The 13,471-nt window shown below is 71.9% G+C and carries 10 protein-coding genes; 8 read left to right on the forward strand and 2 right to left on the reverse strand.

What is annotated here, in order from left to right:
- Positions 1 to 100: 100 nt before the first annotated feature.
- Positions 101 to 415 (reverse strand): hypothetical protein, encoded by a 315-nt coding sequence (locus AB1046_RS03600; RefSeq protein ID WP_369372434.1) that lies wholly within the window; start codon positions 413 to 415, stop codon positions 101 to 103.
- 118 nt (positions 416 to 533) lie between these two features.
- On the opposite strand from AB1046_RS03600, the gene AB1046_RS03605 reads away from it, so the two are divergent.
- From AB1046_RS03605 to AB1046_RS03640, 8 genes are all read left to right on the forward strand, one after another.
- Positions 534 to 1,526 carry a heavy-metal-associated domain-containing protein gene (locus AB1046_RS03605; RefSeq protein ID WP_369372435.1) on the forward strand — a complete coding sequence of 331 codons (993 nt, stop codon included), beginning with the start codon at positions 534 to 536 and terminating at the stop codon, positions 1,524 to 1,526.
- On the forward strand, positions 1,526 to 3,844 hold the full coding sequence (locus tag AB1046_RS03610) for a heavy metal translocating P-type ATPase (RefSeq protein ID WP_369372436.1): 2,319 nt from the start codon (positions 1,526 to 1,528) through the stop codon (positions 3,842 to 3,844). Before AB1046_RS03605 ends, AB1046_RS03610 begins: the two co-directional genes overlap by 1 nt.
- A gap of 26 nt (positions 3,845 to 3,870) precedes the next feature.
- Positions 3,871 to 4,152 (forward strand): hypothetical protein, encoded by a 282-nt coding sequence (locus AB1046_RS03615; protein ID WP_369372437.1) that lies wholly within the window; start codon positions 3,871 to 3,873, stop codon positions 4,150 to 4,152.
- A gap of 78 nt (positions 4,153 to 4,230) precedes the next feature.
- Positions 4,231 to 4,638: a RidA family protein gene (locus AB1046_RS03620; RefSeq protein ID WP_369372438.1), complete on the forward strand. Its 408-nt coding sequence runs from the start codon at positions 4,231 to 4,233 to the stop codon at positions 4,636 to 4,638.
- A gap of 107 nt (positions 4,639 to 4,745) precedes the next feature.
- On the forward strand, positions 4,746 to 6,839 hold the full coding sequence (locus AB1046_RS03625; protein WP_369372439.1) for a heavy metal translocating P-type ATPase: 2,094 nt from the start codon (positions 4,746 to 4,748) through the stop codon (positions 6,837 to 6,839).
- Positions 6,840 to 7,021: 182 nt separating this feature from the next.
- Positions 7,022 to 9,709 carry a glycoside hydrolase family 97 catalytic domain-containing protein gene (locus AB1046_RS03630; protein ID WP_369372440.1) on the forward strand — a complete coding sequence of 896 codons (2,688 nt, stop codon included), beginning with the start codon at positions 7,022 to 7,024 and terminating at the stop codon, positions 9,707 to 9,709.
- A gap of 106 nt (positions 9,710 to 9,815) precedes the next feature.
- Positions 9,816 to 11,318, forward strand: a complete 1,503-nt coding sequence (locus AB1046_RS03635) for a glycerophosphodiester phosphodiesterase family protein (RefSeq protein ID WP_369372441.1) — start codon at positions 9,816 to 9,818, stop codon at positions 11,316 to 11,318.
- A gap of 151 nt (positions 11,319 to 11,469) precedes the next feature.
- A complete protein-coding gene (locus AB1046_RS03640; RefSeq protein ID WP_369372442.1) occupies positions 11,470 to 12,441 on the forward strand; it encodes a DUF808 domain-containing protein in 972 nt (323 codons plus the stop codon).
- A gap of 2 nt (positions 12,442 to 12,443) precedes the next feature.
- Here the strand turns inward: AB1046_RS03640 and AB1046_RS03645 are convergent, their stop codons facing one another.
- On the reverse strand, positions 12,444 to 12,698 hold the full coding sequence (locus AB1046_RS03645; protein ID WP_369372443.1) for a GNAT family N-acetyltransferase: 255 nt from the start codon (positions 12,696 to 12,698) through the stop codon (positions 12,444 to 12,446).
- Positions 12,699 to 13,471: the final 773 nt, after the last annotated feature.

Consider the following 13,471-nt stretch of genomic DNA (forward strand, 5'->3'; position numbering starts at 1 on the left):
CTAACGAGGGCAGGGCGAACTGTCGCCGAAAATGCGATGGGCAGGACTACCCATGCCGCTGGTCAGCCTGGGTATCCGCCACCAGTAGGACAGCCCGCGATCAGTAGGACGCCGAACGCTGATCGATCCACGCCTTGGCCTCGACGGCCGTGTGCCCGGTCGCCTCGCGGTACAGCTTGATCGCCTCGGCACGTCGGTCCGACCAGACGCACCGGTCGATCTCGGCGAGGATGTCGGACGGGATCCCGTCGGCCGCCGCACCCGTGATGCCGAGGTGCTTGATCACCAGGTCCAGCTTCCGTTCGACCCGCTCGGCGGTCCGTGTCGCGGAACGCAGGTTGCCGGTCACGGTGATCATGAGCAGCACGAGGATGACGAAGATCGCTGCGGGGATGAGATCGAAGACGAAGGACATGCCGGAACCGTAGCGGGCGCTGGTCTGCGGGTGCCCGACTTGACCGCGATACTCCCTGGGGGTATATGGTGGCGCGTGTCGTTACCCCCTAGGGGTAAACCAGCCCAGGAGCGGAAGGATGCGCGATGACGTCGAACGAGGTCCCGGTGCCCGGCGTGGGTCGGGTCGTATGAACGCCCCCGCGCGGCTCGGCCTGTACGGCGCGGGGCTCGCGGCGCTGTTCGCCGCTGCGTTCGTCGTCGCCGGGGCAGTGGTGCCCGAGAGCTCGGTCGCCGCCTGGTCGGCAGTCGAGTCGGACGACGCCGACCACGCGGACGAGCCGGCCGGTTCCGACGGCATGGCGGGCATGGGTGAAGGGGACGAGGTGCACGGCGGCAGCGAGCCGACGCCGGTCCGCGGGCTCTCGCTGGAGCAGGACGGCCTGCTCCTGAGCCCGGTGCGTGCTCCGGACGAGGTCGACGAGGCAGGGACGCTCTCGTTCTCGATCACATCGCCCGACGGCGCTGCCGTGACCCGGTTCGAGACCGAGCACGACAAGGAGCTGCACCTGATCGTCGTGCGCTCCGACGGCGCGCTGTTCCGGCACGTCCACCCGACGATGTCCGCCGACGGCGTCTGGTCGCTGCCGTGGACCTGGGACGACGCCGGTAGCTACCGGGTGTTCGCCGACCTCGTCCCCGAGGCGACCGGCCAGAACGTGACGCTCAGCCGCACGGTCGACGTCGCCGGCGACGTCTCCTCGCAGCCCGCGACATCGGAGTCCACCGCCGCCACGATCGACGGCTACACCGCTACGCTCACCGGGGACCTGAGCGCGAGCGGCGACTCGATGCTGACCGTCACCGTCACGAAGGACGGCGAGCCGGTCACCGGGCTGGAGCCGTACCTCGGGGCCTACGGGCACCTCGTCGCGCTGCGCGAGGGTGACCTGGCCTACCTGCACGTGCACCCGGAGGGTGCCGAGCCGGAGCCTGGATCGACGTCGGGCCCGGACATCACCTTCATGACCGAGGCGCCAACGCCGGGGCGGTACCTGCTGTACCTCGACTTCAAGATCGACGGCGAAGTGCGCACCGCGCCCTTCGTCCTGGACACCACAAGGGGGGCCTGATGTCCGACACCACGTCCCGGACCGACGAGCCACAAGCCACTGTCGACCTCGAGATCGGCGGCATGACCTGCGCGTCGTGCGCCATGCGGATCGAGAAGAAGCTCAACCGCCTCGACGGGGTGACCGCTACCGTCAACTACGCCACCGAGAAGGCGACGGTCACGACGCCCGCCGGGTACGACGTGACCGCGCTGGTCGCAGAGGTGGAGAAGACCGGTTACACGGCGGTCCTACCTGCGCCCGAGGCCGCCGGGCAGGACTCCGACGCCGTCGACCCGCGGGACCTGGAGCTCGCGGCGCTGCGCGACCGGCTGATCACGTCGATAGTGCTCACCGTCCCGGTGATCGTGCTTGCGATGGTCCCCGCGTGGCAGTTCACCTTCTGGCAGTGGGTGTCCCTCACGCTCGCGGCCCCGGTGGTCCTGTGGGGCGCGTGGCCGTTCCACAAGGCGGCGTGGACCAACCTGCGGCACGGTGCGGCGACCATGGACACCCTGGTCTCGCTCGGTGTGCTGGCCGCGTTCGGCTGGTCCCTGTACGCACTGTTCCTCGGCACGGCGGGGGAGCCGGGGATGACGCACGGGTTCGAGCTGACCGTTGCGCCGTCCGACGGCGCGGGCAACATCTACCTCGAGGTCGCCGCGGGCGTCACGATGTTCGTGCTGGCCGGGCGCTACTTCGAGAAGCGGTCCAAGCGCCGGTCCGGCGCCGCGCTGCGGGCGCTCCTGGAGCTGGGCGCGAAGGACGTCGCGGTGCTGCGGCACGGCGTCGAGACCCGAGTCCCGGTGGGGAGCCTCGCGGTAGGCGACGAGTTCGTCGTGCGCCCGGGGGAGAAGATCGCCACCGACGGCGTGGTGGTCACCGGCTCCTCCGCGGTCGACGCGTCGATGCTGACGGGGGAGTCGGTCCCGGTGGAGGTCGGCGTCGGCGACACCGTGGCCGGAGCGACGGTGAACTCCGGCGGCCGGCTGGTCGTGCGCGCCACGGAGGTCGGCTCGGGCACCCAGCTCGCGCGGATCGCGCGGCTCGTCGAGGACGCCCAGTCGGGCAAGGCCGAGATCCAGCGCCTCGCTGACCGGGTCTCCGGGGTGTTCGTGCCGATCGTGATCGCGATCGCCGTCGGTACCCTCGGCGTCTGGCTCGGCGCGGGCTTCCCGGCGACCGCGGCGCTGACCGCCGCCGTTGCCGTGCTGATCATCGCCTGCCCCTGCGCGCTGGGGCTGGCCACACCGACCGCGCTGCTGGTCGGCACGGGGCGGGGCGCGCAGCTGGGCATCCTCATCAAGGGTCCCGAGGTGCTGGAGTCCACGCGCAAGGTCGACACCATCGTGCTGGACAAGACGGGCACCGTCACGACCGGCCGGATGACCCTCCTCGACGTCGTCGCGGACGGCAGCACCACCCGGGACGAGGTGCTCCGGCTCGCAGGCGCCCTGGAGGACGCCTCCGAGCACCCGATCGCGCAGGCGATCGCCAAGGCCGCCACGCAGCAGGTCGGGACGCTGCCCACCCCGGAGTCGTTCCAGAGCATCCTGGGCACGGGCGTGCAGGGGATCGTCGACGGGCACGCCGTCGTCGTCGGCCGGGAGTCCCTGCTCGCCGACTGGTCCCAGCACCTGTCGGCCGACCTGGCCGAGGCTAAGGTTCAGGCTGAGGTTGAGGGTAGGACGGTGGTCGCCGTCGGCTGGGACGGGCAGGCGCGCGGTCTGCTCGTCGTCGCCGACCAGGTCAAGCCCACCAGCGCGGACGCCGTCGCCCAGCTCGTCGCGCTCGGTCTGACGCCGGTGCTCCTGACCGGCGACAACCGGGCGGTGGCGGAGCAGGTGGCCGCCGAGGTGGGCATCGCCCGGGTCATCGCGGAGGTGCTGCCGCAGGACAAGGCCGACGTGATCGCCGCGCTGCAGGCGGAGGGCAAGGTCGTCGCCATGGTCGGCGACGGCGTGAACGACGCCCCAGCGCTCGCGCAGGCGGACCTCGGCCTCGCGATGGGTACGGGCACGGACGCCGCGATCGAGGCGGCGGACATCACCCTGGTCCGCGGGGACCTGAGGTCGGCCGCAGACGCCATCCGGCTGTCCCGCAAGACGCTCGGCACCATCCGCACCAACCTGTTCTGGGCCTTCGGCTACAACGTCGCGGCGATCCCGCTGGCGGCCCTCGGCCTGCTCAACCCCATGCTCGCCGGCGCGGCGATGGCGTTCTCCAGCGTCTTCGTCGTCGGCAACAGCCTCCGCCTGCGCTCGTTCGCGAGCCGGACGGCGGACGACGAGGCGCCCGCGCCGTCGGGACACGCCGCCCGGACGCTGCAGGACGCCTGACCCCTCTCACTGACGAATGGATCCACATGGGACACGACCACTCGCACGACGAGCACTCGCACGACGGCCACTCGCACGACGGCCACACCCACACGGCCGGGACAGGTGACCACGGCCTTGACCTGCTCGGCCCGCCGGCCGACGAGATCGCGGAGTGCCCGGTCATGCGCGGCAGCACGGTGGTGAAGGCTGACGCCGAGGCCAAGGGCCTGTTCCGCGACTACGAGGGCCAGCGGTACTGGCTCTGCTGCGCGGCCTGCGAGGCCCCGTTCGACGCCGACCCCGCCAGGTACGCGACCGCGGCCTGACCCGGCGCTCACGAGCACCCGGCGCACCCCTGAGGTGCGCCGGGTGCTCGTGTCAGTGGTACCTGTAAGCATCGGGGTATGGAACCTCTACGAGTACAACGTCTTCGTCCAGACGGGCTCGTCTCGAGCCCGGCCTTCAGCCACGTCGCCATCGTGCCGCCCGGTGCGACCACCATCTACGTCGGCGGTCAGAACGCCGTCGACGCGGGCGGCTCGCTCGTCGGTGAGGGCGACGTGGCCCTCCAGGCCGTGCGCACGCTGGAGAACGCCAAGGTCGCGCTCGCTGCGGCCGACGCCACCTTCGGCGACGTCGTGCAATGGACCGTCCTGTTCGTCGACGGCGTCGATCTCGCGGCGGCGTACGGGGCGATCGCGCCGATGCTGGCCTCCGACGAGCCGCCGCTGGTGCTCGGGGCGCGGGTCGCCGGGCTGGGCGTGCCCGGCGCGCTCATCGAGGTGAGCGCGATCGCCGCCGTGGTGCGCTGAGTCATAGTCCGGCGTCTCCGGGAGCGCTTGACCCCGATACCCCAGAGGGGTATATATGGAGCTACTGCTGCACCAGAGGTGTCACTGCTCAACTCAGGAGCGATCCCATGAACGAGCCACACAAGCACTCCACGGAACGGCCCGCCGCGGCCGCGCCGGCCGCGCTCCACGATCACGGACACGAGCGCAGTCACGGGCACGACGAGCACGCGGACCACACCGGTCATGGCGGCCACGCCGGCCACGGCGATCACGTAGCCCAGTTCCGCCGACTCTTCTGGATCATGCTCGTGCTCGCCGTCCCGGTCGTCGCCTTCTCCGGCATGTTCGCGATGATCCTGGGTTACGACCTGCCCGACACCGCCTGGGTGACCGCGATCCCGCCCGTGCTCGGCACGGTGATGTACGCCTGGGGCGGCTGGCCGTTCCTCACCGGGGCGGTCAGCGAGCTCCGGTCTCGCAAGCCCGGGATGATGCTGCTCATCGGGCTCGCGATCACCGTCGCGTTTGTCGCCTCCCTGGGTGCGAGCCTCGGCCTGCTTGATCACCAGCTCGACTTCTGGTGGGAGCTCGCACTCCTGATCGTGATCATGCTGCTGGGCCACTGGATCGAGATGCGCTCGCTCGCGCAGACGACGTCGGCCCTCGACTCCCTGGCCGCGCTGCTCCCGGACGAGGCCGAACGGGTCGACGGCGACCAGATCGTCAAGGTCTCGCCGGCCGACCTCGTTGTCGGCGACGTCGTCGTCGTACGGCCGGGCGGGAGCATCCCTGCCGACGGCCGCGTCGTCGACGGGCGGGCCGAGATGGACGAGTCCATGGTGACGGGGGAGTCGCGCACCGTCCCGCGCGGCCCCGGCGAGGCGGTGACCGCCGGCACCGTCGCCACCGACTCGGGGCTGCGGATCGAGGTCACGGCCACCGGCGACGACACGGCGCTCGCAGGCATCCAGCGCCTGGTCACCGAGGCGCAGAACTCGTCGTCCCGCGCCCAGCGCCTGGCCGACGTCGCCGCGGGCTGGCTGTTCTGGTTCGCCCTGGGCGCCGCGGCGATCACGGCGGTGGTCTGGTCCCTGGTCGGGCTGCCGGACGACGCAGTGATCCGCACCGTCACGGTGCTCGTGATCGCCTGCCCCCACGCGCTCGGGCTCGCCATCCCGCTCGTCGTCTCGATCGCCACCGAGCGCGCTGCCCGCGGCGGCGTCCTGATCAAGGACCGGCTGGCGCTGGAGAGCATGCGCACCGTGGACACCGTGCTGTTCGACAAGACCGGCACCCTCACCAAGGGCGAGCCCACCGTCGGCGCGGTGCAGCCGGCCGGCGACCTGGACAGCGACACGCTGCTGGCGCTCGCGGCGGCCGCGGAGTCGGACAGCGAGCACCCCCTGGCCAAGGCCATCGTGCGCGCCGCCCAGGAGCGCGGCCTCGCTGTGCCAGGGGCCTCGGGCTTCACGTCCTCGCCCGCCGTGGGTGTGACCGCGACGGTCGACGGCCACGAGATCCGGGTCGGCGGGCCGCGCCTCCTTCAGGAGCACGGCCAGGAGGAGCTGCCGGCGTCGGACGCCTGGCGGAGCGAGGGCGCGATCATCCTGCACGTCCTGCGTGACGGGGTGGTGATCGGCGGGATCAAGCTCGAGGACGAGGTGCGGGCGGAGTCCGCCGCCGCCGTCCAGGCCCTGCATGACCTGGGCGTCCAGGTGGTCATGATCACCGGCGACGCCGAGGCCGTCGCGCGGTCCGTGGCCGACGAGCTCGGCGTGGACCGCTACTTCGCGGGCGTGCGGCCGGGAGACAAGTCCGCGAAGGTCCAGCAGCTCCAGGCGGAGGGCCGTAAGGTCGCGATGGTCGGCGACGGCGTCAACGACGCCCCCGCGCTGGCCCAGGCCGACGTCGGTATAGCGATCGGCGCCGGGACCGACGTCGCCATCGCGTCCGCGGGCGTGATCCTCGCCAGCGACGACCCCCGGTCCGTCCTGTCGGTGATCGAGCTGTCGCGAGCCAGCTACCGCAAGATGCAGCAGAACCTGTGGTGGGCGGCCGGGTACAACCTGATCTCGGTGCCGCTCGCGGCAGGTGTCCTGGCGCCGATCGGCTTTGTGATGCCGATGTCGGTGGGCGCGGTGCTGATGTCTCTCTCGACGATCGTCGTCGCCCTGAACGCCCAGCTCCTGCGCCGTCTGGACCTTCGCCCGGGCCGCTGACCCCCTTCGCTGCTATTCACAGCAATGGGATGGCGGCAAAGGGGGCAATGCCGTTGACCGATTCACACGATTTCTCCTAGCCTGGCCACGGCGCATCGGGCGCCGTGGCCAGTTCCGGAGTCAAGGGAGACCTCGTGAAACTCGTAACGGCGCGCCGCCTGGCGGTTCGTGCAATGACAGCGATGTCAGCACTCGTGCTCGTCGCGAGCGGGCTGATGGTCACCGGGAGCTCAGCGAGCGCCACCCCGCCGGGTTCCTCGGGCCCGGACGCGGCTCCGGCCGGCACCGCCGGGCGGTGGCGGGTGGAGGGCCCGCGCCGCGCCGACCTGGACGGTCTGCTGCGCCTGGACGCTGCGGGGCAGGTCTCGCTCGACGTCGTCGCCGACGGCGCGCGGGTGCTCTCGGCGACGCGCCTCGGGCTGCGCGGCAGCGACGGCGACCTCACGACCGGGCTGCGGTTCGTGGACCGGCAGGACCGCACGGTCGCGGACTCGTACACGATGACGACGGGCAAGCGCGAGCGCCGGTCCTACACCCACCAGGAGTCGGTGTTCACGTTCGCGAACCCCGGTGGCGCGCGGATCCGGATAGCGGTGCGGGTGTCGGACGACGGCGTCGCCTACCGCTACCTGCTCGACGGCCCCGGCGTGCACCGGGTCGACGACGAGTCGGGCGCGTGGAAGCCGGCGGCGGACGGGCCGGCGTGGATGCAGCGGTCGTACGCCGTGAACTACGAGGCCGAGTGGAGCACCACCACGGCCGCGGCCGGGAACGGTGCCGCGAGCGTCGGCTTCCCGGTGCTGTTCCAGCAGGGCAGCCGGTACACGCTGCTCACCGAGGCCGACCTGCACGGCGACTACGCCGGCTCGCACCTGACGCACACGCCCGGCTCGCTGCGCTACGCCGTCGACCTGTTCGAGGGCCGGCCCGTGTCCTGGACCGGCGCCATGTCGACGCCGTGGCGGGTGGCGGTCGTCGGTGACCTCGCCGCCGTCGTCGGCTCCACCCTGGTGGACGATCTCGCCACCCCCAGCGCACTCGACCCGGGCGCGGACTGGATCAAGCCCGGCCGGTCGAGCTGGAGCTGGCTGACCGACGGGAACAGCCCGCGGAACGAGGCTCGCCAGCGCGACTTCATCGACCTGTCCGCGCGTAACGGCTGGGAGTACGTGCTCTTGGACGAGGGCTGGGACGCGAGCTGGGTGCCCCGCACCGTCCGGTACGCCCACACCCGCGGCGTCGACGTCATCGCCTGGTTCCACAGCCGTGACCTGCGCACGCAGGCGCAGCGAGACGAGTGGCTGCCGCGCCTGAAGTCGTGGGGCGTGAGTGGGATCAAGGTCGACTTCATGGACTCCGACTCGCAGGAGATCCACCAGTGGTACGACGACGTCGCCCGCGACACCGCCCGGTACGAGCTGATGGTCAACTTCCACGGGTCGGCCCTGCCCACGGGCCTGCAGCGCACGTGGCCGCACATCATGAGCTACGAGGCGGTGCGCGGCATGGAGAACGGGATCAGCCCGGAGCGCAGCCTGATCGTGCCGTTCACGCGGGGCGTCGTGGGGTCGATGGACTTCACGCCGGTGGTGTTCTCCCGCGACAACGACAGGACGTCCAAGGCGCAGCAGGTGGCGATGAGCGTGCTGTACGAGTCGGGCTGGCAGCACATCTCGGACAGGCCCGAGGGGTACGACGCCGAGCCGAACGCCATGCCGTTCCTGCAGAACCTACCCACTACCTGGGACGAGGTGCGGCTCCTGAGCGGAACGCCCGGGCGGGACGCGGTGCTGGCCCGGCGCTCGGGCGACCGGTGGTTCGTGGGCGGCATGCGTGCGGGCTCCGGCGCCCCGCTGCGGCTCCCGCTCACAGGCCTCGCGAGCGGCTCCCAGGTGCTCGTCGACCTGCTGACCGACGACGGCGCGAACGGGTCGGCCACCGTGCACCGCACCGTCCGGGCCACCACCGGCGACACGCTGGAGGTCCCGACGGCGAACAACGGCGGTTTTGTCGCCGTGGTGTGCGCGGCCACCGGGAACCGCACCTCCTGCCTCGAACCGGTCGAGGCCCGGCCGGACGTCACGCTCACCGTCCACCCGGCCCAGGCCGACGTGGTACCCGGCAGCACGTTCGAGCTGCGCAGCACGTTCTCCGTGGCCGACCGCGAGGTCACCCGCGTCGAGTTGACGCCCGACCTGCCCGCGGGCTGGTCGGCCGACCGGGGCACCCAGACCGTGGCGCGGCTGGCTGCCGGGCAGAGTGCCCAGGTCACGTGGCAGGTCCGGGTCCCCGCCGACGGCGTCACCGGCACGTTCGAGGTGCCGGTCGACGTCGGCTACGGGGACGGCGGCGACCGCTACACCGCCGCGAGCCAGGCGACGCTCTGGGTCACCCCGCCCGCCCTGACCGGGCCGCGCCACATCTCCGACCTCGACTGGATCGAGCAGTCGAACGGTTACGGCCCGATCGAGCGCGACCGGTCCAACGGGCAGGCCGCCGGGGGCGACGGGCGCCCGCTCAAGATCGCCGGCGTCACCTACGCCAAGGGTGTCGGCATGCACGCCACCGGCTCCCTGACCGCGTGGCTCGGCGGCACCTGCACCAGGTTCCGGGCGGTGGTCGGCATCGACGACGAGGTGCTGGAGACACCGGGGGAGTCCGGCACGGGCTCGGTCCGGTTCCAGGTCTACGGCGACGGCGTCCTGCTGACCGAGACGCCGGTCCTGACCAACAGCGACGGCGGTGTGCCGCTCGACGTCGACGTCACCGGTGTGCGCCGCCTGCGCCTGGTCGCCGACGAGGCGACCAACGGCAAGAACTTCGACCACGCCGACTGGGCCGACGCCCGCGTCGAGTGCGGGAGCTCCTGAGGCGCGAGGTCTGGATCGAGGCCTGGCCCGAGGGTTCAGGAAGTGTTCAGCCACGCGCCGCGTGCCCTTCGCCGCGGCGCGTGGCTGCGGCGCGAGAGTCGCCCCCATGAACCTACGTATCCGCACCCGCGCCGGGGCCGTCGTCTCGGCGGCCGCACTGGTGCTGTCCAGCGCCGTCGTCTCCGTGGCGGCGACCCAGTTCGGGGCCGCGGCGAGCGCTGGGGCAAGCGCCGAGCAGGCCAGCACGGCGCAGGCCGGCACGTCCGCCCAGGCCCTCGCGCACACCCGCCCCGGCCACAGCGGTGGCACGGCCGCCGACCGCGCCTACCGTGACCTCCTCGATCACGGCCCGGACGCCAAGATCCTGACGGCCGCACACCGTGCCCAGTGGCGCTCGGCCCCCGAGAACAGCGTCCCGGCGATCCTCGATGCGTTCGAGGACGGCGCCGAGATCGTCGAGCTGGACATCCAGCTCACTGCCGACGGCGTCCCGGTCCTGATGCACGACACGACCGTGGACCGCACGACCGACGGCACCGGCCGCGTCGACAGCCTCACGCTGGCGCAGGTCGAGGACCTGCACCTGCGCGAGGGTCTGGGCGGCGCCCAGGCGGCGCTCACCGACGAGCCGGTCCCGACGCTGGCGGAGGCGATGCGGCTGGTGAAGAACCGCGGCCTGGTCAACCTCGACAAGGGCTGGCCGTTCCGCGAGGAGATCTGGGACGTGCTGGTGGAGACGGGCACCGTCCGCAACGGCCTGTACAAGTCGGACGCGCCGGTGGCCCAGGTCCAGGAGTTCCGCGCCACGCACCGCGGCGCCGTCTACATGCACATGGTCACGGACGCGAACCTGGCGGCCTTCGACGAGTTCGGCGCCGACCAGCCCGTCGCCTACGAGGTCAACTTCGACAGCACCGCGGACGCCGTCGCGCGCCGGCCGTTCCTCGACCGGATCGCTGCTGTGAGCCGGGTCTGGAGCAACACCATGTGGAACGGCCTGTCGGCGACCATGACCGACGAGGCGTCGCTGATCGACCCGCTGCGCGGCTGGGAGACGCTGGTCAAGAGCTACCACACCACCATCTTCCAGACCGACGACGTCGAGAAGCTCGAACGCTGGCTGCGCACCGGGACGGGCGACCCGCTGCCGAGTGGCAGCGTGCGCGTCCAGGCGGAGGACTTCCTCGCCACAGAGGGCGTCGGGTATCACGACCTGGAACCCGCCAACCGCAGCAACCTGCAGATGCGCCCCGGTGAGGGCGTCGACATCCAGGACCTGGACGGGGCGGTCAGCCTCGGCTGGCTGCGCGGCGGCGAGTGGCTCACCTACGACGTGGTGGTCCCGCGCACCGGTACCTACGAGGTCGCGCTGCGCGCCTCGTCGCCCTACTCGCCCGCCGGGGCGTACACGGTGTCGTTCGACGACGGCGCCCCAAGCGCCCGCGTCGACATCCGGAACACGACGAGCCACGCGAAGCAGGAGCTCCAGCCGAGCGGCGTCACCCAGCGACTGACCAAGGGGACGCACACGCTGCGGATCAGCCTGCCCGAGGATGCCTACCAGAACTGGAACCTCGACTACCTCCAGCTGGACCCGGTGCGGCGCTGACCGGACGACCGCCGTGTCAGACGCTCAGGTGCCTGGGTGACCTGGCCGTCTGACACGGCGGACGTGCGCGCCGAGCGTTCGATGCCCGGCAACCGGCCGGGATTGCATAGGGTTGCGGTATGACGACACATCGATCCGAGCGGGGTGCGCCGTGGGTGGCCTGATAGGACTGCTGGACGACATCGCCGCGCTCGCGAAGCTGGCGGCGGCGTCGATCGACGACGTCGGTGCCGCCGCCGGCCGTGCGACCGCCAAGGCGGCGGGCGTCGTCGTGGACGACACCGCCGTCACGCCGCAGTACCTGCGCAGCGTCGCGGCGCAGCGCGAGCTGCCGATCGTGAAGAAGATCGCCATCGGGTCGATCCGCAACAAGCTGGTCTTCATCCTCCCGGCCGCGCTGCTGCTCAGCCAGTTCCTGCCGTGGCTCCTGCCGATCATCCTCATGATCGGCGGCACGTACCTCGCCTACGAGGGCGCCGAGAAGATCTGGCACCGGGTCTCCGGCCACCACGACCCCGAGCTGCCGGCCACGGAGGTCAGCCCCGAGGCCGAGAAGAAGATGATCGCGGGCGCCGTCCGCACCGACCTCATCCTGTCGGCCGAGATCATGGTCATCGCGCTCGCCGAGGTGGCGACCGAGCCCTTCTGGTCCCGGCTCGCGATCCTCGTGGTGGTGGCGTTCGTCATCACGATCATCGTCTACGGCATCGTCGCGGCCATCGTGAAGATGGACGACGTCGGCCTGCGCCTGGCCGAGCGCGAGTCCGGGTTCTCCAAGGCGCTGGGCCGGGGGCTCGTCAAGGCGATGCCGCGCGTGCTCGCCGTGATCTCCGTGGTCGGCACCGTGGCCATGCTGTGGGTGGGCGGGCACATCCTGCTCGTCAACCTCGGCGCGGACGGCACCGGCTGGATCCCCGCGCCCTACGAGTGGGTGCACCACCTCGAGCTCGCCATCCACGATGCCACCGGCGTGTTCGGCGGCACCCTCGGCTGGCTCTTCAACACCCTGTGCTCCGCGATCATCGGCCTCGTGGTCGGCGCCGCCGTGGTCGGCGTGATGCACCTGCTGCCGTCCCGCAAGGAGAAGGACAAGGAGACGGAAGAGGCTCCGGTCACGCACTGAGGTCACGGACTGCTGGGCGTGCGCACCCCGCCGAAGGTCGTCCGCCGGCGCTGCTCGAAGCCGAGGCCCTCGTAGAGCCGGATCGCGCTCGTGTTGGTCGCCGAGGCGTGCAGCAGGGCGCGCGCGCCCCGCTGGTGGACGTGGTGGACGACGTCGAGCACGAGGCGTGAGGCCAGGCCCTGGCCGCGGTACCGCTCGTCGGTGGCGACGGCGCTGATCTCGGTCCAGCCGGCGGGCTGCAGGCGCTCGCCGGCCATGGCCGCGAGGCGCCCGTCGCGCCGGATCCCGACATACCGGCCCAGCTGATAGGTCCGGGCAGGAACGGGCCGGGCCGGGCGCGGTCCACGAGGTCCAGCATCTCGGGGACGTCGGCGGCGCCGAGGAGCACCGCCTCGTCGTCGGGCCGCCCCTGCAGGCGCTCGGTCTCGACGAGCTGCACACCCTCCAGCTCCCACGTCCGCACCCAGCCGGGCGGCAGCGGGACCGACTCGGGCGGGGCGGGGAACTCGGCCCCATGCCCGACCAGGTCGACAATCGCGGCCCAGACGCCGGGGTCGTCCCAGGTCCGGACGGCGGCGAACGGCGAGACGTCGGCGGGGTACCGGCGCACCCGGTCGCCGCCCTCCGCGAGATGCGCGTGCGCCCCGGTGAGGGAGGACCACGCGGGATCGTCCAGCATGGAGTAGTCGGGGAGGGTGTCGTCGGGTGCGGTCTCCACGGGCGGGCCGACGGCGGCCGCCGCGTCGACCTGGTCCGACCTGCTGGCGTCGATGATGCTCATGCGGACTCTCCCGGCGTGCTGTTCACGCTCATCACCAACGGCCGGCCGGCCGTGCGCATTCCGGCCCGGCCGCCGCCGGGGCAACCATGCGCGGCATCGAGACCGCCGCGAGGGAAGCTGGCCTCACCTACCCCCGCGGTGACGAGGGCCGACGTCGAGCCCACTGGCGCGCGAGCATCCCTGACAACGGCCCGGCCGGGTTCGAGCTACCGCTCGCACGCTGACGTCTCGGCATGCTGGAACGCCGGG

This window comes from Promicromonospora sp. Populi (assembly GCF_041081105.1).
Taxonomy (GTDB): Bacteria; Actinomycetota; Actinomycetes; order Actinomycetales; family Cellulomonadaceae; genus Promicromonospora.